General features: G+C 62.0%; 19 protein-coding genes. 8 read left to right on the top strand and 11 right to left on the bottom strand.

Going from position 1 to position 21,768, the window contains the following annotated elements; all coding sequences use genetic code 11:
* Positions 1 to 41: 41 nt before the first annotated feature.
* The 5 genes from J0I99_RS17140 to J0I99_RS17120 form a co-directional block, all read right to left on the bottom strand.
* Positions 42 to 1,043, bottom strand: a complete 1,002-nt coding sequence (locus J0I99_RS17140) for an ABC transporter ATP-binding protein (protein ID WP_291391681.1) — start codon at positions 1,041 to 1,043, stop codon at positions 42 to 44.
* Positions 1,044 to 1,054: 11 nt separating this feature from the next.
* On the bottom strand, positions 1,055 to 1,882 hold the full coding sequence (locus J0I99_RS17135; RefSeq protein ID WP_291391680.1) for a carbohydrate ABC transporter permease: 828 nt from the start codon (positions 1,880 to 1,882) through the stop codon (positions 1,055 to 1,057).
* A 105-nt stretch (positions 1,883 to 1,987) separates the two neighbouring features.
* Positions 1,988 to 2,857, bottom strand: a complete 870-nt coding sequence (locus tag J0I99_RS17130) for a carbohydrate ABC transporter permease (protein WP_291391679.1) — start codon at positions 2,855 to 2,857, stop codon at positions 1,988 to 1,990.
* A 135-nt stretch (positions 2,858 to 2,992) separates the two neighbouring features.
* On the bottom strand, positions 2,993 to 4,297 hold the full coding sequence (locus J0I99_RS17125) for a sugar ABC transporter substrate-binding protein (RefSeq protein WP_291398750.1): 1,305 nt from the start codon (positions 4,295 to 4,297) through the stop codon (positions 2,993 to 2,995).
* A 154-nt stretch (positions 4,298 to 4,451) separates the two neighbouring features.
* A complete protein-coding gene (locus tag J0I99_RS17120; protein WP_291398749.1) occupies positions 4,452 to 5,411 on the bottom strand; it encodes a sugar-binding transcriptional regulator in 960 nt (319 codons plus the stop codon).
* Positions 5,412 to 5,826: 415 nt separating this feature from the next.
* On the opposite strand from J0I99_RS17120, the gene J0I99_RS17115 reads away from it, so the two are divergent.
* The 6 genes from J0I99_RS17115 to J0I99_RS17090 all read left to right on the top strand — a co-directional run bounded on the left by J0I99_RS17115 (position 5,827) and on the right by J0I99_RS17090 (position 12,808).
* Positions 5,827 to 6,315, top strand: a complete 489-nt coding sequence (locus J0I99_RS17115) for a hypothetical protein (RefSeq protein ID WP_291398748.1) — start codon at positions 5,827 to 5,829, stop codon at positions 6,313 to 6,315.
* Positions 6,316 to 6,568: 253 nt separating this feature from the next.
* Positions 6,569 to 7,306, top strand: coding sequence for a sugar transferase (locus tag J0I99_RS17110; RefSeq protein ID WP_291398747.1), 738 nt, complete (start codon positions 6,569 to 6,571; stop codon positions 7,304 to 7,306).
* 153 nt (positions 7,307 to 7,459) lie between these two features.
* Positions 7,460 to 8,527: an NAD-dependent epimerase/dehydratase family protein gene (locus tag J0I99_RS17105; protein ID WP_291398746.1), complete on the top strand. Its 1,068-nt coding sequence runs from the start codon at positions 7,460 to 7,462 to the stop codon at positions 8,525 to 8,527.
* Positions 8,524 to 9,330: a WecB/TagA/CpsF family glycosyltransferase gene (locus J0I99_RS17100; protein ID WP_291398745.1), complete on the top strand. Its 807-nt coding sequence runs from the start codon at positions 8,524 to 8,526 to the stop codon at positions 9,328 to 9,330. The genes J0I99_RS17105 and J0I99_RS17100 overlap by 4 nt, the downstream gene beginning before the upstream one ends.
* A gap of 13 nt (positions 9,331 to 9,343) precedes the next feature.
* Positions 9,344 to 10,363 (top strand): UDP-glucose 4-epimerase GalE, encoded by a 1,020-nt coding sequence (gene galE / locus J0I99_RS17095; RefSeq protein WP_291398744.1) that lies wholly within the window; start codon positions 9,344 to 9,346, stop codon positions 10,361 to 10,363.
* A gap of 312 nt (positions 10,364 to 10,675) precedes the next feature.
* The gene (locus J0I99_RS17090) at positions 10,676 to 12,808 is read left to right on the top strand and encodes a polysaccharide biosynthesis tyrosine autokinase (RefSeq protein WP_291398743.1); all 2,133 of its coding nucleotides are present in this window, start codon (positions 10,676 to 10,678) and stop codon (positions 12,806 to 12,808) included.
* 21 nt (positions 12,809 to 12,829) lie between these two features.
* On the opposite strand, the gene J0I99_RS17085 is transcribed toward J0I99_RS17090, so the two are convergent.
* A complete protein-coding gene (locus J0I99_RS17085) occupies positions 12,830 to 14,140 on the bottom strand; it encodes an O-antigen ligase (protein WP_291398742.1) in 1,311 nt (436 codons plus the stop codon).
* A gap of 220 nt (positions 14,141 to 14,360) precedes the next feature.
* Between J0I99_RS17085 and J0I99_RS17080 the strand changes: the two genes are divergently transcribed.
* The gene (locus J0I99_RS17080; protein WP_291398741.1) at positions 14,361 to 15,305 is read left to right on the top strand and encodes a glycosyltransferase; all 945 of its coding nucleotides are present in this window, start codon (positions 14,361 to 14,363) and stop codon (positions 15,303 to 15,305) included.
* 10 nt (positions 15,306 to 15,315) lie between these two features.
* On the top strand, positions 15,316 to 16,740 hold the full coding sequence (locus J0I99_RS17075) for a lipopolysaccharide biosynthesis protein (protein ID WP_291398740.1): 1,425 nt from the start codon (positions 15,316 to 15,318) through the stop codon (positions 16,738 to 16,740).
* Here the strand turns inward: J0I99_RS17075 and J0I99_RS17070 are convergent.
* The 5 genes from J0I99_RS17070 to J0I99_RS17050 all read right to left on the bottom strand — a co-directional run bounded on the left by J0I99_RS17070 (position 16,717) and on the right by J0I99_RS17050 (position 21,679).
* A complete protein-coding gene (locus J0I99_RS17070; RefSeq protein WP_291398739.1) occupies positions 16,717 to 17,448 on the bottom strand; it encodes a glycosyltransferase family 2 protein in 732 nt (243 codons plus the stop codon). The two genes, J0I99_RS17075 and J0I99_RS17070, sit on opposite strands and share 24 nt — an antisense overlap.
* 107 nt (positions 17,449 to 17,555) lie before the next feature.
* The gene (locus tag J0I99_RS17065; RefSeq protein ID WP_291398738.1) at positions 17,556 to 18,758 is read right to left on the bottom strand and encodes a glycosyltransferase; all 1,203 of its coding nucleotides are present in this window, start codon (positions 18,756 to 18,758) and stop codon (positions 17,556 to 17,558) included.
* A gap of 17 nt (positions 18,759 to 18,775) precedes the next feature.
* Positions 18,776 to 19,486, bottom strand: a complete 711-nt coding sequence (locus J0I99_RS17060) for a metallophosphoesterase family protein (protein WP_291398794.1) — start codon at positions 19,484 to 19,486, stop codon at positions 18,776 to 18,778.
* 76 nt (positions 19,487 to 19,562) lie between these two features.
* Entirely contained in the window at positions 19,563 to 21,005 is a 1,443-nt protein-coding gene (locus tag J0I99_RS17055) for an O-antigen ligase (RefSeq protein WP_291398737.1), read from the bottom strand.
* Entirely contained in the window at positions 21,002 to 21,679 is a 678-nt protein-coding gene (locus tag J0I99_RS17050) for a hypothetical protein (protein WP_291398736.1), read from the bottom strand. Before J0I99_RS17050 ends, J0I99_RS17055 begins: the two co-directional genes overlap by 4 nt.
* Between the last annotated feature and the right edge of the window lie 89 nt (positions 21,680 to 21,768).

The raw sequence follows: 21,768 nt of genomic DNA, 5'->3' as shown, positions 1-21,768 counted from the left end.
CCTCGTCGATAGGGAGCCGCGACCGGGAGGGCGCGGCCCGGTCAGCGGAGCGCCAGACCGGACTGGTCGAAGCGGTAGATGTGGCTTGGATCGGGACTGAGCCAGACCGGATCGCCGGGTGCGAAATCCTTCTCGCCCTCGGTGCGCACCGTCTGCATGCCTGCCCCATCCACATGGATATGAAAGAACGTATCGGAGCCCAGGTGTTCGGCAACCCCCACCCGTCCGGCCCACTCGCCGGACTCACGGGAAATGCGCATGTGCTCGGGGCGGACGCCGATGGTCGCCGCGCGGTATTTGTCGGCTGCAGGGCCTTCGAGGAAGTTCATCCTGGGCGAACCGATGAAGCCGGCGACGAACTTGTTGGCCGGGTTCCTGTAGAGCTCCATGGGCGAGCCCACCTGCTCGATACGCCCGGCGTTCAGCACCACGATCTTGTCGGCCATGGTCATGGCCTCGACCTGGTCGTGGGTGACGTAGACCATGGTTGTCTTGAGCTGCTGGTGCAGTTCGGTGATCTCGATGCGCATGTTGACGCGCAGCGCGGCATCGAGGTTCGAAAGCGGCTCGTCGAACAGGAAGGCCTTGGGCTGGCGCACGATGGCCCGGCCGATGGCGACGCGCTGGCGCTGGCCGCCCGACAGTTCGCGCGGCTTGCGGTCGAGATAGTCGGTCAGGTTGAGGACGCGGGCGGCGTCGGCGACCTTGCGCTCGGCGGTGGCCTTGTCGGTGTTGGCCATCTTGAGCGGGAAGCCGATGTTCTGGCGCACGGTCATGTGCGGGTAGAGCGCATAGGACTGGAACACCATGGCCAGGCCGCGACTCGCCGGGCCCTGGTCGGTGACGTCCTCGCCGTCGAGGCGGATGATCCCGGAGGTCGTGTCCTCGAGGCCGGCAATCAATCTGAGGAGAGTGGACTTGCCGCACCCCGAGGGCCCGACGAAGACGACGAACTCGCCGTCTTCAATCTGAAGTGATGCATCGGGGATGACCGGATGGCCGCCGAAGCTCTTGTGGACGTGTTCGAGCGTGATCGAACCCATGGCAGTTTCCCCTATTTCACGGCGCCGAAGGTCAACCCGCGCACCAGCTGCTTCTGGCTGAGCCAGCCGAGCACTAGGATCGGCGCGATGGCGAGGGTCGAGGCGGCGGAGAGCTTGGCCCAGAACAGGCCCTGCGGTGACGAGAAGGACGAGATGAAGGCGGTTAGCGGCGCCGCCTTCGATGCGGTCAGGTTGATGGTCCAGAACGCCTCGTTCCAGGCGAGGATGACGTTGAGGAGCAGCGTGCTGGCGATGCCGGGCACCGCCATGGGCACGAGGACGTAAACCAGTTCCTTCCAGAGGATCGCGCCGTCCATGCGGGCCGCCTCGAGGATGTCGACCGGGATCTCTCGGAAGTAGGTGTAGAGCATCCAGATCACGATCGGCAGGTTGATCAGGGTCAGGACGATCGTCAGCCCCCAGACCGTGTCGAGCGCGCCGGTGTCGCGGAAGATCAGGTACATCGGCACCAGCACGCCGACCGCCGGCATCATCTTGGTCGAGAGCATCCACATCAGCACGTCCTTGGTCCTGGGCGTGGGCGTGAAGGCCATCGCCCAGGCCGACGGGATAGCGATGAGCAGCGCGATGAGGGTGGAGCCGACCGAGATCCAGACCGAGTTGAAGAAGTGCCGGAAGTAGTCCGAGCGGATCTGGACCTCGATGTAGTTCTCGATGGTCCAGCTCGGGATGATCATGGGCGGGGAGGCGATGGCCTCCTGCTCGGTCTTGAAGCTGGTCAGGATCGTCCACAGGATCGGGAAGAACAGGATGAGGGCCACGATCCAGGCGAGGGCGGTAAAGGCCAGCTTGCGGCGGGTCGATACTTGGCGGGCCATTTCTAGATGCCTCCGATAGCGCGCCGTGCATGCGGCTTCTTGGCTTCCTTCGCCCTTGCGGGGAGGGATTGAGGAAGGGGGTGGTTCAGTGTGGTCATATGATGCCTACGCATCGAGGTTCCTCCCCACGGCCCGCATCAGGAAGATGGCGACGATGTTGGCGAGGATGACGGCGATGACGCCGCCCGCGGAGGCGCCGCCCACGTCGAAGCTGAGCAGAGCCGTGCGGTAGACGAGGAAGGCGAGATTGGTCGAGTTGTAGCCCGGGCCGCCGTTGGTGGTGACCAGCACCTCGGCGAAGATGCCGAGCAGGAAGATGGTCTGGATCAGGATCACGACGGTGATCGCCCGAGCCAGGTGCGGCAGGACGATGTAGATGAAGCGGCGCAGGGCGTTGGCGCCGTCCATCTCGGCGGCTTCCTTCTGCTCCTCGCTCAGCGATTGCAGCGCGGTCAGCAGAATGAGGGTGGCAAAGGGCAGCCACTGCCAGGCGACGATGAGGATGATCGAGAACAGCGGGAACTGGGCGAACCAGTCCACTGGCTGGAAGCCAAAGGTCTCGGCGATGCGGGCGAAGATGCCGTAGCCGGGATGCATCAACATGTTCTTCCAGATCAGCGCCGCAACCGGCGGCATGATGAAGAACGGGGAGATGACGAGGATACGCACGATGCCCTGGCCGAAGATCGGCTGATCGAGCAGGAGCGCGAGCAGGATGCCGCCGACAACGGTGATCAGAAGCACGCCCCCGACCAGCAGCAGGGTATTGCCGATCGACTGCAGGAAGGCCGGATCAGTCACGAAGAACTGGTAGTTCAGCAACCCGGCGAAGCTCGTGATCGGGTTGAGCAGGTTGTAGTTCTGGAAGCTGAACCACAGCGTCAGCACCAGCGGTACGATCATCCAGATCAACAGGACGATGACGGACGGCGCCATCATGATGCGCGCAAGCGTGCGCGACTCTCGCGTAGCCATTGGCGTTCTCTCCCCTTAACGCCGGTTGCGGATGCTGACGTTTGGTGCGCCGGTCGGATCCCGGGCGCGGGTTCGGAAAAACGGGCCGCCGGCGGCAGAATGAGGTACCGGCGGCCCCAGGCCGTCTTGGGAGGCCTATTTAATGTAGCCGGCCTTGGTCATCTCGCGGGTCGTGACGTCCTGGGCCTGCTTGAGCGCGTCATCGACGCTCATCTGGCCGGCGAGCGCGGCCGAGAAGAGCTGCCCGACTGTGGTGCCGATGCCCTGGAACTCGGGAATGGCGACGAACTGCACGCCGACATAGGGCACCGGCTTGACGGTCGGGTGGGTCGGGTCGGCGGCGTTGATCGAGTCGAGCGTCATCTTGGCGAAGGGCGCTGCGGCCTGGTACTGCGGATTGTTGTAGAGCGAGGTGCGGGTGCCGGGCGGGACATTGGCCCAGCCTTCCTTGCTTGCCACCAGTTCGAGATAAGCTTTGTCGGTCGCCCACGAGATGAACTTCTCGGCGGACGCAGCCTTCTGCGACCCGGCGGGGATGGCCAGCGACCAGGCCCACAGCCAGTTGCCGCGCTTGCCCAGGCCCTTGTCGGGCGCCAGCGCGAAGCCGACCTTGTCGGCCACGGTGGAATCTTTGCCGGTGACGAATGAGGCTGCCACGGTGGCGTCGATCCACATGCCGCACTTGCCCTGCTGGAACAGCGCCAGGTTCTCGTTGAAGCCGTTGGAAGAGGCGCCCTGCGGGCCGTCGGCGTTCATCATGTCGACGTAGAACTGCAGGGTGTCCTTCCACTCGGGCTGGTCGAACTGGGGTTTCCAGCTCTCGTCGAACCAGCGGGCCCCGAAGGAGTTGGACATGGCCGTCAGGAAGGCCATGTTCTCGCCCCAGCCGGCCTTGCCGCGCAGGCAGATGCCGCTGATGCCGGCGGCCTTGTCGGTCATCTTGTCGGCGGCCTGGCGGATGAAGTCCCAGGTCGGGGCGTCGGGCATGGTGAGCCCGGCCTTCTCCATCAGGTCCTTGCGATACATGACCATCGAGCTCTCGCCGTAGAACGGGGCGGCATAGAGCTTGCCGTCCATGGAGAGGCCGTTGCGGATGGCGGGTAGCAGGTCGTTGACATCGTAGTCGGCGCCGAGGTTGTCGAGGGGCAGCAGCCAGCCCTGCTTGGCCCAGATCGGTACTTCGTAGGTGCCGATGGTCAAGACGTCATACTGGCCGCCCTTGGTGGCGATGTCGGTGGTGACGCGCTGGCGCAGCACGTTCTCTTCCAGCGTCACCCACTCGACCTTGATGTCGGGATTCTTGGTCGTGAAATCGTCGGTGAGCTTCTGCATGCGGATCATGTCGCCGTTGTTCACGGTGGCGACGGTGATCGTCTCGGCGGAAGCCGAGCCGGCGAGCGCGAGAAGCATGGAGCCCGCGAGAAGCGGTAACAGTCTCATCGTTATCCTCCCTTTCCGAGACGGGCATTTGTCTCGGTCATGGGCAAATACTCACACCTTCCGGGATAAAGTCAAGCGAGTGATTTATCCCGGGGGCGTGCGGGAGGGCGTTCAGAAGCGGCTCGGGCTCCGTTCATCGAGCGACAGCATGGGGTTAGGAGTTGGACAGCAGGCCTTCTGCGGTGGCTTCGTCCGTAAACAGCCCGTTGACAAGGCGGCGGTTCAGCGCCGCCCGGATGCCGGGCAATTTCCTGTTGCCCATGGCGAGCGCCACGACCAGCGAAGCCTCGCGCGAAGGTAGCGGCGCGCTGGCGACGCGCTCGTTGGTCAGGCCCTCGATGAGCCGGCCACTGGCATCGAAGGCCCAGCCCAGCACTTCGCCGATGGCTCCGGCCTTCTGCAGGGCCTTCAGTTCGCCCTCGGAGATGAAGCCGTCGAGATAGAGCGGGGCCTCGGGACCGAGGTCGCCGAGGCCGAGGAAGGTCACGTCGGCCTGCCCGGCAAGGGCCAGGGTGTCGCGGATCATGGGCTGGCGATGCAGCATCTCCCGCTCGCTTGCCGAAGAGGCGATCACCGGCAGCGGCATTGGAAAGCTGCGGGCCTTCACGGCATCGGCAATGGCGAAAATCACGTTGTAGAAGGCGGCCGAGCCGTCTGGGGCGATATTGCCGGTGAGCGACACGATCTTGTGCTGGGGCGCCTCGAGCGGGATCAACTGCTCGATGGCGGCCTTCAGCGTGCGGCCGGTGCCCAGCCCCATGATGATCGGCCGCTCGTCGCGGAGGCGTCGCTCGATCTCGGCGGCTGCCGCCTGGGCAAGCCCGAGCAGGGTCGAGTGCGAGCCGGGATCGGATGGGACCACCTCGACCAGATCCAGCGCATACCGCTGGCGCAGCTTGTCCGCCAGCTCCATGCAGCGGCCGATGGGGTGATCCAGCCTGACCTTGATCAGGCCTTCCGACACCGAAAGCGAGACCAGCCGCTGCGCTGTCTGCCGCGAAACGCCGAGCTTCCGCGCGATCTGCTCCTGGTTGTTCCCCGCCACGTAGTACAGCCAGCCGGCGCGCGCAGCGTCGTCGAGGCGGTTGCCCGAGGTTTCCGGTCGTGTGGCCATAAGGGTGTGCAAATCCGATTGAGTTGGGCGGATACTCACGCAACGGGCTTTTGCCCGCAAGTGGTTTGGTCAATCGCGAGCATGACTTCCGGGCCCAGACCGGTAGGGGGAGTCGGCTTCCCGCGGGGCATGGGAAAAAGGGGCGCCAGCCGAACCACCATCGGCCGATGCCAACGGACCCGCGAATGTGGTGGGGCTCGTCCCTCTGTTCACCGGAGCGGAAGAGCGAGTGCCTCCCAGCCCTGCCTACCGCTCCCGCGGGGTCAACATGGCAAGTAAGACGTAACGAAATACTGGGGTGGCGACTTTGGTCGGTATCCGGGCCTTCCAGGTAACCCTTGCGATCATTTTTCGTTTATTTTGATGAACTTGATCTGGCCAGGAACGTTGACATGCATGCGTGCAGAAGATAATCATGAACGATGTGTTAAAGACGAAGGAGGGATTTATGCCTCGTCTTGGAGCGGTGCGTAATAGTCTGATCGTGCTATCCTTGGGAGCGGCCCTGCTCGCCTCCGGTGCAATGGCCCAAAGTTCTCCGACTGATATTCCGGGCGTGCTCAACGTTTGCGCCCCGGTGATCAAGGAGGAATACCAGGCCGACCGCACCCGCTGGGGTCAGTGCATCGCAGCCGTTGATGCATTCGTGAAGCAAATCGGGGCGCCGTCGGACGCGACCAATCCGATCATCGCTGACCTGGTTACGGAACTGGTGAAGCTGTACGAGGAGCAGTACTGCCCAAAGGCGGATACCGAGCTCCCCATTGCGATCGAGCTGGCCGCCCAGTCGTCCACGGATGCGGTGCAGCAGGCGCAGATCATCGAGATCAGTGCCACGGTCAGGGATTGCGGCGTGTTCGCCACCGCGGCGATCCAGACCGCCCCGTCAGCCAGCGCGTTCTAACGCGGGGCGGACCCATTGCCGGATCTGGCCGGGAGCTTGTCGCGCAATTGCGCGCGGCATGACCAGAGATTCTCGGGAACGCCGACAGGCTGGGCCACAAGCCTGCGGCATCCCGCATGGGTACTTCCGTATCCATGATCCAGTGAGTTCGACCGTTTGAGTTCGGTCGGGCGCACCCCACCCGTTGCGGCGTGAGGATGTGGTCGCTTGGCAAGAAATCGAACAAGGTGAGTGCTGAGCGACGGAGTGTGTCATGTCCATCTCATCGTTCCCGGGGGCCGGAAACTTCTCGCGCCGTTCCCGCAGCGGGGGTGGTGACCAACACGGCCTGCGGGTTGTGTACAGGAACGGTCTGCCGGTTCCGCCTTCCCGAACAGTGAAATCGGCGCTCCGGGATGCCGCGAAGCGCTGCATCGACGTGGTGGTATCGGGGACTGCCTTGATCGCGCTGGCACCGGTACTGGCGCTTTTGGCTGCGACGGTGGCGATCTCGAGTCCTGGGCCGGTCTTGTTCAGCCAATGGCGCATAGGTCGAAACGGGCAGAAGTTCCGCATCTACAAGTTTCGCACCATCCGTATCGATGCTGCGGACGAGAGCGGGGTGCGGCAGGTCATTGCGAACGATCCCGGGGTGACTCGGGTGGGCGCTTTCATGCGTGCCAAGAGCCTCGACGAACTGCCACAGCTCTTCAATGTGCTACGTGGCGACATGTCGCTGATCGGCCCCCGCCCCCATCCCGTCGGAATGAAGGCCGCAGGCATTCCTTACGAAGAGCTCGTGCCGTACTACGACATGCGGCACTCGGTGCGTCCCGGCCTGTCGGGCTGGGCGCAGGCCAACGGCTTTCGGGGTCCGACCCTGGACGCTGACGCGGCGCGCAGTCGTATCGAACACGATGTCGCGTACATCCAGAACCAGTCGATCTGGTTGGACGTCAAGATCGTAGTGCTTACCCTCAAGCACGAGTTCCTCTCGGGTAGTGGGGTATAGTTCATGGTGATGGGTACTTTGACGCGGTGACAGATTGGACTGCCCGCATTCATCGATTGATGATGCTGGTCGAAAGACTGTGGCTGGCGGCGGTTGTGCCCTTCGCGGTTGACGAATGCATCACGCGGCCCTCGGTTCTGGTTTGGTGAACGAATGAGCATTGCACTTGTTACGGGGGCGGGCGGGCTGATCGGCTCCGAAGCTGTGAGTTTTCTCGTCGACCAGGGTCTCGACGTAGTCGGCATCGACAATGACATGCGCGCGTACTTCTTTGGCGCCGAGGCTTCCACAAGCTGGAGGCTCGATGAGCTCAAGGCGCGACATCGGCGATTCCGACACGTCGCCCTCGACATTCGCGACTTCGGCGCGCTCGAAAATCTGTTTGCGGAGATCGGGTCGGATTTGTGGTTGGTCGTTCACGCTGCAGCTCAGCCCTCGCACGACTGGGCGGCGCGCGAGCCATTCACGGATTTCGGCGTGAACGCCACCGGGACACTTAATGTACTCGAGGCGATGCGCCGGCATGCGCCGCACGCGTCGCTCGTCTTCACCTCGACCAACAAGGTCTATGGCGATACGCCCAACAGCCTGCCCCTGGTCGAGCGGGAGACGCGGTGGGAGATTGACGAGCGTCACCAGTTTTTCGCACGCGGCATCGATGAGACGATGAGCGTCGACCAGACGACTCATAGCCTGTTCGGTGCCTCGAAGCTGTCCGCAGACCTGATGGTACAGGAATATGGTCGTTACTTCGGGATGAACACGGCGTGCTTCCGAGGCGGGTGCCTGACTGGCGGCAGCCATTCGGGCACGGAACTGCATGGGTTCCTTGCATACCTAATGAAGTGCACGGTTACCGGTCGGCCGTACACGATATTTGGCTACGGCGGCAAACAGGTACGGGACAACATCCACGCGAACGACCTGGTGGCGGCGATCTGGGCATACGCGAACGCGCCGAAGCCCGCCCGCGTTTATAATATGGGGGGCGGGCGGTTCGCCAATTGCTCGATGCTGGAGGCCATCGAAGTGTGCGAGCAAATCTCTGGTCGGAAGCTCGAGGTGTCCTATAGCGATGCCAACCGGCGCGGTGATCACATCTGGTGGATCAGCGACATGACCCGCTTCACGACCGACTTCCCAGACTTCAACCTGACCTATGACATCGAGGCGACCCTCCACGACATCTACGAGGCTGGACGCCGGAGGTGGGTTGCATGACCGTTGATCTTGGAAAGAGGAGCGTCCTGGGCGTCGAGGTCAATGTCATAGACTATGAGGCCGCCGTCGCGCGGATCCTCGAAGCTGCAAGCTCCGGGGGTGCCCTTTCGGTGTCGGCGCTGGCCGTGCACGGGGTGATGACCGGGGCGCTCGACATAACCCACAAATACCGGCTCAATCGGCTGGATATCGTGGCACCGGACGGACAACCGGTGCGCTGGGCATTGCGGTTGCTGCATGGTGAGAGGTTGTTGGACAGGGTCTACGGTCCGGCGCTCACCCGGCGGGTTTGCGCGGCCGCGGCGAGGCGCGGGCTGCCCATCTACCTGTTCGGCAGCAAGTTGGAAGTCCTTGAGGCTTGGAAGAGCAAGCTGGCAATTGAGCTGCCGGACCTCGTCGTTGCCGGATATGAGCCCTCGCGGTTTCGTCAGATGAGCGACCAGGAAGCATCGGACCTTGATGCCCGTGTTGTCGCAAGTGGGGCGCGTATCGTGTTCGTTGGCCTAGGTTGCCCGCGCCAGGAGGTGTTTGCCTACGAGCACGCCAAAGCGTTGAGCATGCCGGTAATTGCCGTCGGTGCCGCTTTCAACTTCGAGGCAGGAACGAAGGAGGCTCCTGACTGGATGCAGCGCGCTGGTCTGGAATGGCTGTTCCGCCTCGCGCTCGAGCCGCGTCGGCTTTGGCGGCGTTACCTGCTGCTCAATCCACTCTATTGCCTACTGATCTCGGCACAAAAGCTGGGACTGCTGAAGGCCTGGTTCGAGCGCGAGCAGGCACCGTCGCGCCCGCTGAGATTTGGATGACGGAGCGAGTGCTGTGAAGGTCGTCGTCACGGGCGGGGCAGGATACATAGGCAGTCACACCTGCAAGGCCCTGGCCCGAGCGGGCCATCAACCTATTGCCGTCGACTGCCTGGTGACCGGGCATCGCGAAGCGGTCAAATGGGGACCTCTGCACGAACTGGATATCCGCCATGGTGACGCCATTGGCCGCCTACTTGAGCGACTGATGCCGGATGCGATCATCCATCTTGCGGCATCGGCAATCGTCAGGGATTCCATGTCCGATCCGTTCGGGTACTTCGACAATAATGTCGGAGGGACAACGAGCCTACTAAAGGCAGCGACGGCCGCAGGCATTGAGCGGGTGGTGTTCTCGTCGAGTTGTGCAACCTATGGCGCCCCCTCGCGGTTGCCGATAACGGAGGATTCGCCGCAACTTCCTTCCAATCCCTACGGCGAGACCAAGCTGGTCTGCGAGAGGCTACTCAAGTGGAGCGAGGAGGCATTCGACACACGGTGGGTGGCGCTGCGATACTTCAACGTCGCCGGAGCTGATCCAGAGGGCGAGATTGGTGAGGTTCATAGCGACGAAACGCACCTAATCCCGCTAGTTCTGCGAGCTGCTGCAGGGGACGGTACCGCGCTCTCGGTTTTTGGAACGGATCACGCAACAGAAGACGGAACTGCGTTGCGTGACTACGTACATGTCTCCGACATTGCCGACGCTCATGTTGCTGCCGTCGACTATCTCGTCAGAGGAGGTGTCTCGGGCGCCTTCAACCTCGGCTCGGGGAGGCCGATGAGCGTGCGCGACGTTGTTCGCGTCGTCGAAGATATCATCGGACTACCTGTGCCTTTTCGGGATATGCCGAGGCGGTTGGGCGACCCTCCGGCGCTCTGGGCCGATCCGCGCAAGGCCCGCCAGATGCTCGGCTGGGTCGCCAGGCGCTCAAGCATCGAGGACATTGTTCGATCCGCTTGGGCGTGGGAGCAACGCCTAAAAGACGGGGACCCGTGGAATCGACGATCGCAAACCATGCTCGTTCCGTCATAAACAAGTACCCGCTTTGCCAGTACCGGCGGATTCGAGAGACTGGACGATAGCAGGCAGGCCTGCGGATCGTTGGGTTACCATCTGCACCGGTCTGATTGGGCAGGCCCCTGACATATCATATGTCTCTGGCTCGCGAGCTGCGGCGAGTCGAAAAGCGCGGCCGGGGAGGCGCCCCTTGCTAGTACTGCGAGCCCCAAGACGGAGGGACCGCTTATCATGGTCACCGTCGAGTAGCCGCCCGTTGGCGCTGCGTTAAGAGCATCGGAGGCAGTATTGAATAGGCACCAGCCGACGGGAGCGCTCGAGACTGACATGGAAGAAGCAGAGATCAGCCTGCATAGCGTGCTCAGCCTGCTGAGACGCCAGTCACGGCTCATTTCGGTGGTAGTTGTAGGACTGACCATCGTGGCGGCGGTACTAACGTTTACGCTCACGCCGATATACAATGCATCGGCTTTGGTCTTGATCGACACGAGCGCAAAGAATCTTCTGGACCCGAATTTCCAGAGCGCAGGGATTCAGATCGACGACGCGCGTGTTGCCAGCGAAGTCGAAATCATCCAGGCGTCACCGGTATTGCTCGAGGTGATTTCGCAGGCGGGATTAATCAGCGACCCTGAGTTCGGGGTAAGTATCGGTCTTCGCGACAGGATCCTGTCGTATCTGCAGCTTGCCAAACCCGTGTTGCCCACGGGGGAAGCTGCGCTGCAGCGCGTCCTCGACAGCGTAAGAAAAGCTTTCTCGGTGGAGCGCCGTGCCCGCACCAACCTAGTCACGCTGACCGTCAAGTCGGAGGACCCAGCCAAGGCTGCCCGACTGGCCAACATCTGGGCGCAAGCATACGTCTCTTCGCAAGTAGCGGCCAAGATCGATGCCACCTTGCTGTCCCGTAACGCCTTGCAGGCGCGGCTTGAGGCAGCGAGGTCGCGGGTTGTGCAATCTGAGGGTTCGCTCGACAGCTTTCTCGACGACAACCTGCCCCAGATTGTCAAGGAGTCCGGGCGGACGGAGCTTGCTAGCATGCGTGATCGGCTCGCGAGCCTTGCAGCCGAGAGCAAGTCGTCTGCCGACCTGGCAAAGGTTGTCGAATCCAGCCTCGCATCGCGCAACTGGGCATCGCTTACACAGTCCTTGCAGAACCAGGCGCTGCAGGAGATGGAGAAGCAGCGGCAAGATCTCACGCAGCGCGTCGGAAATGCCGTTGGCGCCAGCGCTACTGACCTGCGAGCAGAGCTCGCCAAGATCGAGCAGAAGATGGTGGATACGGCACAGCGCCAGCTCAATGATCTTAACACGTCCATCGCTGGCACTGCCGACCAAGAAAGCCAGCTGCGCCAGCAGCTCCGGTCAGCGGTTCTGAGTAGTCCTCTCAGCCCGGACATTCTCGCGCGAGTGTACGAACTTCAGCAGACCTCCGAGCTGGCCAGGTCTCAGTATCAGACATTGTTGGCGCGCATCCAGGATCTTGACATACAGGCTAACCTGCAGGTGGCAGACAGCCGGATCGTCGCCGAAGCCATGACTCCTCAGACCGCGGCGTTTCCCAACGTGCCGATGCTGCTGGCTGCAGCCGTGGCGGGGTCTGCACTCCTGGCGATCGTGCTGGCGTATCTTCGGGAGCACCTCATCGGCGGGTTACTGACCGTGGAGCAGACGGCGGCGGTGCTGCGCGTACCCGTCGCTGCGGCGCTGCCGCGGCTTCGGCGTACTGCTGAGGGTGGGGGTGGCGGCCCCGCAGATGTCGTCGTCGACTCGATGCTGTCCCCGTACTCCGAAAGCGTTAGACGGATCAGGGCCGCAGTCGAGCAGCGGCTGCGCCGACAACGTCAGTTCAAGTCCTCCGCGTCGAAGGGCAGCGGTGTGACGATCATGGTAACGTCATCCGCGCCGGGCGAAGGGAAGACGACTGTCGCGCTGTCGCTTGCCAGGTCAATGGCAATCGCGAAGCGGCATGTGCTGTTGATCGATTGCGACCTTCGTCGCCCGAGCGTGCACACGACCGTTGGATTGCCGCCTGATGGGAGCTTCGCGCAAGCCCTTGCTGATGAAACCGCAACAGTCGAGCTCTCAGGGATGGTGAAGCCAGATCCGCAGTCGGACGTAGGTCTCATTCTCGCCTCTGCATCTACCGAGTTTCCCACCGACCAACTTGTCGGCAGTCCGGCCTTCGCAGCGGTGCTGGATCGCCTCGCGAGCCATTTCGATGCTGTGATCCTGGATACTCCGCCGATCGGTGCGGTGGTCGACGGTCTCTACATCGCGCCACTGGTCGATGCGATCCTCTATGTCGTGCGTTCGGGCTCGACACGGCAATCAGAAGCAAGGGCGGGAATTGCCTCGGTTTCTTCGGTGAAGCGAGAGGATGCAGTCGTTCTGGCAGTTCTGAACCAGCAGGACAGCGCCGACGCCACATATAGGAGACAGTATACCGGCTACGGATACTGACCCGGAACGAGCGCGTTGCGGTTAGTACATTGGCGAGTTGGGCGGCCTCGGTGGCTGTCTATTGGCGTCCGGAGTGCCGGCGCCGGCAGACTCTAGCGGCCGCGCACTGGCCTGCCGACTGAGTTGCAGAAGCACAAGGGAAAAGAAGTAGAAGAAGCCCGCCGAGCCTTGCACCAGGAACGGGCTGACTTCTGTTATGGCGCCCATCAGGCTCATCAGCAGAGCAGTGCCAGCGACAGCCTGCACTCGATCGATTGTCCCGCGCATTCGCAAGAGCCGAGAGAAGGCGAGAGCGGCCGGGAGCAGGAAGAGCACGAGGCCGACGACACCGAGATCCAGTAGCATGGCCAGGTAGCCGCTGTGGGGGTCGACTGCCTCAGCAAAGGTCATCTCCTGAAGCACCGGACGGGCAAAGGACGAGCCTGCCCCAAAACCGACCCCCAGCAGAGGGCGCGACAGGAAGATGTCAAGCGCCACGGTCCAGATTTCCGTGCGCCCAGTGAGCGTCTCCACCTTGGTGCCGGCGAAGAGCTCTCCCCAACCAAGCATGGTGACGGCGGTCAGGGTGGCGCCTGCACAAAGAAGAAGAGCGCCCATTCCCGCTGCGGCGAGTTGGGCGGAGGTTCGGCGCATGAGCGGCAACGCTACACTCATTGAGAAGACACCGAAAATGGCCGCAACCAACGAGGTCGTCGAGTTCGAAAACAGCACACAGGCAATGGCTGCGGTCAGATAGGGGAGAACGGTCCACCTGGGTAAGCGATCCCGGAACGCGAGAACAATGACCACTGCGAATGCGGCGTAAGCGCCCAGTGAATTCTTGTGTGCAAACAATCCACGCCACGAGCCGACGTGTTCGCCCTGAACCAAGTCGTCAATATTGTGTTGGCCGATACTTGGAACAAACAAGGCCAACAGCGCCGAGACAACCATCGCTAGCCCCATGATGTGGGCGAGAATGCTCGCGGTCCTGACGGCCCCCACCGCCCGGGTAGTTGTCGTGACTGCGAGCAGGAAGGCGATGAGCAGGAATGTGGATCTTAGCGTAAGGCCCGCGTCGACGGACCACAGGGTGGACGCGGCGGCGAGGGCGAGAAAGGGTGTGAATGCGAGAATGCCGGAGAGGTTGAGCACTCCGGAGTTTCGCCATATGCCTGCGAAAACGCAGGCCGCCGGGAAGACGTACTGCGCTAGCGTGAAGTACTCGGCAACGGGATCTCCGTCTGGTCCGCTTACGAAGGGGTTGTAGATGATGAAATGTCCAACCTGCATCAACGCAAGCAGTGACGCGGCAAACAGGACTGCGACTAGATCGCGTGGCTGAAACGACACCAGGGAATCCAACAGATTGGCGATGACGCCGATACTAGCCGTTGCGGGCCTTGGCAGCCAGTAGGGCCTCGTTCGAGGCGGGTCGCGCTGTAGCAGATGACCCCGATTCATGGTGTGCGGCACTCGGCCTTGCTGTTAGGTTGCGGCACGGTGCGTTGCAGGCACTTCTTTGGCTTTTGCTCGGGTTGCGAGGGAACGGTTGAATCGGTCCTGTCCCACTGTGATAGGCGTCATCTGCAAGGACGGAGCCCGGTTTCTGCCGGCCTGTCTCGCAGCACTGCCCTCGGATGCCACGGTCATTCTGGTGGACAGTGCGTCCGGCGACGCCACGCCGCAGATCATGCTCGATTATGGCCGCGCCACTGGGGCGAGGGTCTATCGATTGGACGGAGAAGTGAACGCGTCGGTGGCCCGCAATGTAATCCTAGCCAATGCGCCGCCGGGCCATCTCCTCCTGCTTGACGGGGACATTGTGCTGAACCAGGCCTTTCTGGCCGAAGCCGTGGACGCACTGGACCAAAACGAGGCGGTCGCTGTCTGCGGGCGGTTGCTCGACAGGTTCCACGATGCCGAAGGACGCGATACGGGCGAGACCCACATGCGGTATGGAACTCGACGGGCTGGCCCCGTGCGGTCAGCGGCGGGCGTGATCGTTCTGGGTTCTGGCCTGCGAGAGAGCGGTATTCGCTACGATGAGACGCTCGACCGTAACGAGGACACCGATTTCTCGCTGCGTGTATCGCGCCTCGGAACGATCCTCTTCACCACTACAGTCATGGGCGAGCATATGACATTGCGCTACTATGAGGGCGAGCGGGGGCGCCAATGGTTTCGCGACCAACATCAACGTGCCATCGGGCGCCTTGTCATGAGGCACCTGAATCTCGGCGATCTTCTCCATATTGCTCGGCTGGAGAGGGGGGTGGTCGTAGGACTGTTGCTGGAACTGGCGACCATCGTCGCGCTGCTGCTCGTGGCACTCGGTTGGCCAATAGCACTCGCCGCGATAGCCGTTGCGTGGCTACTCGACATGCTGCAGTTCCTAAGGCGGCGAAACCTGCAGGACTATCTGCGCGCGCGTATACTCTCGCCGCTCTTCGCACTGAAGGGACTGCTCGATGCTGGTCACAAGCAGCCCCGCTACCATGTGACCCTGGTGGAGTGAAACAGCGCTGATGAAGGCTCGGACCGGGTTGCTGATAAGCGCTGGCTCGATCATTCAGCAGGGCTCTCAGTTCCTGTTCGGAATCATCGTAGCCCGGGCTCTTGGTCCCGCTGACTACGGCTGGTTCTCGATCGGTCGTAACGCCTTGATCTGGGCAGCAACTCTTGCACCGCTGGGACTAGATGTGGCCATGATCCGCTATGCCTCCCAGCATGGCGCAACAGCCCAGTTCTGGAGCGTCCTGTCCAGGCTTCGCGTGATCGTAGCGCTCATCTCCGTAGCCACGATGGTCGCCATAGTCGGATTTTCGGGCATCGCTCTCGGCTCGGGCGCTGCGCTTGTGATGGCCGCCTCGCTGGCTGCGCTGCCCTTTGTCGCCGACTCCGCCCTGCTAGGCGGATACTATCGGGGGATGCGCCGACCGGCGCTGTTTTCGGTCATCTTCGACTATGGGCAATCGGCCTTGCGGCTAATGGTAGGCGGTGGACTGGTCGTGTTTGGTGCGACGGTCGTGGTGTTCGCACTGGCCAATTCCGCGATTGCGGCGCTCGGCGCCCTTTCTGTCGCGGTTGTTGCTTTTTCAGTAAGGCCAAATGCGGGACAGCCGGGTAGTTCCATTAACGCCCGCTCCATCCTGACGGTCGGGCCGTGGTTGGCGATATCCTTGGTTAGCTATGGCCTGTTGCGCATACTCGACCTCATGGTGCTCGGCGCCCATGTCTCGAGCGATGAGTTGGGTCGATATGCGGCCATCGCCGCTGTCAGCGTTTTCGTCCAAGTCTACCCCATGACCCTGTCCCAGGCGCTTGGCCCGGAGATCGCCGAACTGTCGATGAGATCCGACGCTAGGTCCGCCGGGTTGGCAATACGCGAATTCGTTGGGCGCGCCTCGGTGGCGGGCGCCTTCGTCTATGGTGGAATTGCGATATTTGGGACGCACCTTGACCTTATTTTTGGCGACAAGTTCCACTTCGATTCATGGACCTTGCTGCTGATGTCCACGGCTTGGCTCCTCAGCGGAGTTCTGAATCCCACGGGTTACGCACTTTCCATGACTGGCCGACATCGGTCTGAAAGCATGCTCCTCGTTGGTGGAGCGGCTCTGTTTGCCTTTCTGCTGTTCGCACTGGTGCCGACTCTGGGCGCGCGCGGCGCTGCCGGTGCGCTGCTGCTTGCCATGCTCTTCATACAGGGGGGGCGGGTCGTGCTGGTGTCCCGGCTTATAGACAGTGCCGTCGTGAGAGCGCGGGATCTCCTCCCGCCAGTCCTGGCGCTCGGAATCGCCAAGTCGATCGACCTGGTGGTGGAACACTACCTTGGACAGTCCTTTGCCACGCTGGTGGGAGAGTGCGTCACCTACACAGCGGCTTACGGTTTGTCGGTCTTGGGGTTTCGCTACTTCAGACGACGGCTACAGCCGGACTTGGCCCGCTAGCGTCCTGCGCAATGTCCGCCAAATGCGGCCCATGTAGAAGGACACAGGGCCCACTGGGGCGTGCTCGGGCGGGGTGGCAATACACAATTCGTCGATTACCGCGACGCGTTCTTCAGTTCCGGAGTCCAGGGAATGGTGAAAGACAACGTGCTCGCAAATGCCGGACCCGCCACCAAGGTAGGAGCCGCGAACGTAGTCAGCGTAACGGTAGACCGCTAGGCCGTTGAAAGCCGAGTAGCATCGGCGCGGACCCAGTCGCGTCAGCCTGATTTGCTCGGAGAAGACCTGCTCGTACATGAACCGATAGTATAGCAGCGGGCTGCGCTGGGCTTGCTGTATGCGTTCATTCAGACCGTCGAAATTTGTGCTGTGGTCTCGGTAGGCAAGCACGTCGTAGTAGTGCGGACGTGATGAGGCGGTTACCGCGATGAGCTCAGGCGCGGAGGCTAGCAGATCGATGGCGCGCTGCAGGCCGACAATGTCGGGGGGGCGGCGCATGACACTGTCGAGGTCTGCAACGACGACGATATCGGCCCGTTCTGACTTGGCCTGCTGCAGCAGACGTTCGCGCCCCACCGCCATCCGTCGCAGGCGATCCCCAATTGCGGCCATTTCGGATGTATCGACCAGGACGACTGGCATGCCGGCCCGCTCGGCATCGACAATCAGGTGACGTGTCTGGTCGCTCGAGCCATTCTCACCGATCAAGGCGCTGATCCGGAACGCTGAGGACAAGGAGTCGACCCAGCCAAAGAAGACCGGCAGTGTGGCCGCGCAGTTCCTAGCCAAGCCAAGCACCAAGACGCGAGGCGGGGTCATTTGGCAATGCCTGCGATGATCTCCGCCAGCCTTTCCTTCAGCTTTGACCGGCGATAGGGCGCCGCCTTGGCAACGCTGTGCAGTGTGAACGAAGGTAGTTCAAGGGAAGCGCGAGAGAGCAGCAGGGCGAAGTCGCGGGGATCACGTGACGCCGATACGAAGCCGTTTACGCCTTCGTCAACGAGGGTCTCGGTTCCACTGACGGCTGTCGAGACGACTGGCTTTCCACATGCCAGCGCTTCCAGCATGGCGATGGACCAGCCTTCGTAGTACGAGCCGAAAACCACAAGGTCGGCGCCCCAGATATGCTGACGGACTTGTTCGCGACTCATCATGCCGGTAATGCTTACATGATCGCCGATGCCAAGCTCGGCGATGGCGGCTTCCAACATGGGCCTATCCTCGCCATCTCCGACGAACACCAGTTCGAGGGGACGCTTGAACGGTTGTTTCAAGGCAAGCGCCATTGCTTCGACAAGCAAGCGCCAGCCCTTGCGCTGGCTAATGCGTCCTACACATAGGATACGGTACCGTTCGCCCTCTGTGCGAGGGGCGGCTTCGGGATAGAAGAGGGAGTCGTCATAGACCTCCCTGAAGGTGCGCACCCCGCCTTGCGGGACCAACGCCCCCATCTTCCTCTCAAGTCTTGCAATGGAGCTGTCGTCGGCGCTGGCCAGAACGGCAGGGGAGTCTCGCAGCGCGCGAAACAGCAATCGCTCAAAGGGCCGGGCGACGATCTTGCCCCACCGGTAGCGTGGCATCTCGAGCGGATTTTCTGTGCCGTGGAACATGTAGGCGAAACGGGCGCGCCCCATCGTCGCAACAAACAATGCAATAGCCAGTTCCGGACTGTTTACGAGCAGGGGGCCGCGAGCACTGGCAACGAGCCGCCTGCCTAGCCACAGCGCCGCGATGAAATTGCGCACGCGTAGGGGAATCTTTGGCCGCAGGACCGGAGCATGTCGATACAGGCTGAAATAGCGAAACTGCGTTCCGCCGATTTGCCGTGTGGTCCAGCGACCGGTCGCCGAGCCTTCGTCTGCGAGGGAGATGCCGACCAGATCTACATCCGCGCCGAACTCGTCGGCGACCTGTCTTGCGAACGTCAGCTGCCCGCTCATCGGCACCGCAACATAGTCACATGCATCGACATAGGTAAACGACGCAACGCTCGGCGGTAGACTCGTCTGGGCCGGCACGGATGGTCCTCTCCAAGCTACCGCGTCGACAGAAACGAGGTATGATTGTCCCGGTCGAGCCTCAGGGCCGTAAGCCGTCCCGTTGCGGCAACCGCTGTATCGATGCCAATGTGCGAAGCGGTGACAATAGGTTCGGCCACCGGTGTATGGCCGTGCACGACGACGGCATCGCCTGCCGCGGGGTTATCGAGGAACGGCTCCCGGATCCACATCAGGTCATCGTCCGTCTGCTCATCGAGCGGAACGCCCGGGCGCAGTCCGGCGTGCACGAATACGAAGCCGGGAATGGCCAGCAAGGACGGCAAGTTTGCCAGCCACTCACGATGGGATGCCGGCATGCGGCCCACGAGTGCTGCTGCCAGTGCCGTTGGTGACTTTTGTAGGGCCAGGTCGCTCAGTCCATAGGAATGCGCCGTTTCGAGGCCGCCATTGTCCAGCCAAGCCACGTTTTGCCTTGGCGCCTCCAGGAAGTCGAGCAGCATCTGCTCATGATTCCCGGCAAGGCAGATGCGCCTGAAGCCAACCGGCGGTCGTGCCATCAGGTGATCGACGACCTGCGCCGCCGCGGGGCCGCGGTCGATGTAGTCACCAAGGGTCACGATCCACTTCTCGCCGTCCGTGTCGATCGCGTCCGCAACGATCATCCGTTCGAGCACAGCAAGCTCCGCTAGGCAGCCGTGAATGTCACCGATCGCATAGACTAGAGACGGGCGGCTATTAGCCAACATGTGCACCCGACCTGGCCGGCGATCAGCCCTGCCACCAAGACCCAGCAAGCTCCGCAGTGCCGTCAGCATGGCCATTTCACCGCGCGGAACTCTTGTTGCGCATCGCGCCCGCGGTCGCGATGGCCGTGATGAACAACAGCAAGATCGTGTTCGCCTGTATTTCCAGGCTGAAATCGACCAGCGAATGGACCGCGCCGACGGTGACGACGCCAAGTCCCGCTGCTTGCGCCCCCCAGCTTCGGCGCGCGGCTCCGATGCCGCCGAGGATGCGCACGAGGACGATCGCAAGGAGGAGGATCGGGATTGAGCCGATCACAACTCCCAGCTCTGCCCACAGTGCGAGGTAGCTGTTGTGAGCTCTCTCCCACACCAGGTCCGGACTGACCGGGAGTTGGTGGAACAGCGGATATACCAACTCAAAGCTACCTCCGCCGTAACCCAGCCATGGTCGGGCCGCGATCATTGCGATGATCTGCTTGTAGAGCTCGAGACGTACGTCGGAACTGGTTGCGGTTGAGCCGAGTCGCTCCAACAGGTCCTGGCCGAAAATGAAGAAGGCGAGCGCGCCCGCCACGATCACGGCAGGAACAAGCATCAGAGCCCTAAGCCATAGCTTAGGCATCCGGACCAATGCTGTAACAATTACCACGAGGCAGCCAACTGACGCGGATAGGGTGCCCATACGAGATTGGGTCGCGAGCAGCGTTGGCACGATCGCGGCGAGAGCCACAGGATAGAATAGCAGCGTGGGATCGAGGTTCCGACGGAGGGGCGCCTCGCCTGGGGCCGGCAACTGACGAACCAAAGCGCCGGCGAACAGTGCGCAGCCAAGAGTCGCACCGAATGCAAGGAAGGTAGCGAACGAGTTTCGGTTGACGAATGTAGCCGTGGCTGAACCTTGGTAGGCCCACTTGGGCAAGCCCAGAACGGTGTCTCCGAACTGGAGGAGCGAGGCAAGTCCAAAAATGCCGTAAGCGGAAATGGTCATCAGTGCCGAATGAAGGAGGAGGCTGCGTCTACGCTCGTTGCTGGCGATCTGCAGAACAAGGAAATAGAAGAGCCCAAAGGTTCCCCAACGCAACAGCATCAACCAGGTGGCACCAGGGGCGAGACTGATTCTGTCTGGTGCCAGGGTCATCCCGCTTTGAGCGTGGATTTGAAGGTTCGGCAGCCAGTTGACGACGAAAGGCACTAGTTCGAGGGGAGTAACTTGCACCAGCAAGTACAGCATGAAGACGAAGTAGAGCGTCGCCGATACGGGGAAGTGTGCCATCGAATGGCGAAAAGGCTCCCGCAAGTGGTAGAGCCCAGTTGCGTAGGCAACTCCCGCGAGCCCCACAAAGACGGCATTTACGCCCCAGAAGAATGGGCGGCCACTGCCGAATGGAATGGGCACCAGGGCAACGAATGCCACAATCACCCAGCCCATCACGTTGTTCAGAGACGTCTGCCGACTCCATGCCACGCCCCCGGATCGTGGGGAGAATGATCGGCGAGTTTCCAGATGGATCTCGGTCATCTTGGGTTGCTGCCCGCCCGGGCGGCGATCTCGACGTTCGCCACGAAACGTTGCTGTTCATCTGCGGGAAGGTTTTCGACAACCGCGGTAATCCTCTCGCGGAATGAAGGATCGTCGACGTAACGCTTCGCTATACTGGCAACCCCCCGGTAGCTGGTCACAAGGAGTGCGAGGTCCCGGTCGTTGAGTTGGAGCACGTCTGAAGTCAGTCGCTCGCGATTGTCCTCGACCAGTTTGACGCGGAGCTCAGCGATCCATTGTTCGGTGGGGCCACTCAGCTGCGATTGGAGCAAATGGTACGCGAGCTTGGATGCGTCCCCGAGTTCCCAGGATGCAAGCGCGCCCACATACCAGGCATACGAGTAGCTCGGCATCTCGTTGCTGATGGCGTCCGCTTGGACGAGGCATTTTGAGGCGACCAGGTCGCGCGTAGTTGCGGTCTGTAGCCGACCGTAAACCCCAACGATGGCATCGTAACAATTGTCGAGCACCAAACGGCTGGATGCTACGGACAGGCCCCGAACCTGTTCATTGCCGACCAGGGCATCAAAGCTTTCCTTGGGCGTTGCGCCGCTACTGAAATACGAGCTTGCCTCAGCGTACGCCGCAATGAACCCAGCACCGCACAGGCCAAACGATGCAAGAAAGGCAAAGCGGTGCAAGTTCCAGCTCACTGCTGCCACCACTATCAACCCGCCCGAACTCGCAAGGCCAACATTTCTCCCTCCCAGAGCGTGTCAGCGCACAGTTGTATATGCAAGCT

It is taken from the genome of Devosia sp. (genome assembly GCF_017307495.1).
Lineage (GTDB): Bacteria > Pseudomonadota > Alphaproteobacteria > Rhizobiales > Devosiaceae > Devosia_A.
Note: the sequence above shows the minus strand (reverse complement) of the source record. Positions and strands in the feature narration are given on the sequence as shown.

Excerpts from the sequence above, each read along its gene's own strand:
- J0I99_RS17140 (WP_291391681.1), bottom strand. The coding sequence starts at position 1,043 with ATGGGTTCGATCACGCTCGAACACGTCCACAAGAGCTTCGGCGGCCAT.
- J0I99_RS17135 (WP_291391680.1), bottom strand. The coding sequence starts at position 1,882 with ATGGCCCGCCAAGTATCGACCCGCCGCAAGCTGGCCTTTACCGCCCTC.
- J0I99_RS17130 (WP_291391679.1), bottom strand. The coding sequence starts at position 2,857 with ATGGCTACGCGAGAGTCGCGCACGCTTGCGCGCATCATGATGGCGCCG.
- J0I99_RS17125 (WP_291398750.1), bottom strand. The coding sequence starts at position 4,297 with ATGAGACTGTTACCGCTTCTCGCGGGCTCCATGCTTCTCGCGCTCGCC.
- J0I99_RS17120 (WP_291398749.1), bottom strand. The coding sequence starts at position 5,411 with ATGGCCACACGACCGGAAACCTCGGGCAACCGCCTCGACGACGCTGCG.
- J0I99_RS17115 (WP_291398748.1), top strand. The coding sequence starts at position 5,827 with ATGAACGATGTGTTAAAGACGAAGGAGGGATTTATGCCTCGTCTTGGA.
- J0I99_RS17110 (WP_291398747.1), top strand. The coding sequence starts at position 6,569 with ATGTCCATCTCATCGTTCCCGGGGGCCGGAAACTTCTCGCGCCGTTCC.
- J0I99_RS17105 (WP_291398746.1), top strand. The coding sequence starts at position 7,460 with ATGAGCATTGCACTTGTTACGGGGGCGGGCGGGCTGATCGGCTCCGAA.
- J0I99_RS17100 (WP_291398745.1), top strand. The coding sequence starts at position 8,524 with ATGACCGTTGATCTTGGAAAGAGGAGCGTCCTGGGCGTCGAGGTCAAT.
- J0I99_RS17090 (WP_291398743.1), top strand. The coding sequence starts at position 10,676 with ATGGAAGAAGCAGAGATCAGCCTGCATAGCGTGCTCAGCCTGCTGAGA.
- J0I99_RS17075 (WP_291398740.1), top strand. The coding sequence starts at position 15,316 with ATGAAGGCTCGGACCGGGTTGCTGATAAGCGCTGGCTCGATCATTCAG.
- J0I99_RS17060 (WP_291398794.1), bottom strand. The coding sequence starts at position 19,486 with ATGTTGGCTAATAGCCGCCCGTCTCTAGTCTATGCGATCGGTGACATT.
- J0I99_RS17055 (WP_291398737.1), bottom strand. The coding sequence starts at position 21,005 with ATGACCGAGATCCATCTGGAAACTCGCCGATCATTCTCCCCACGATCC.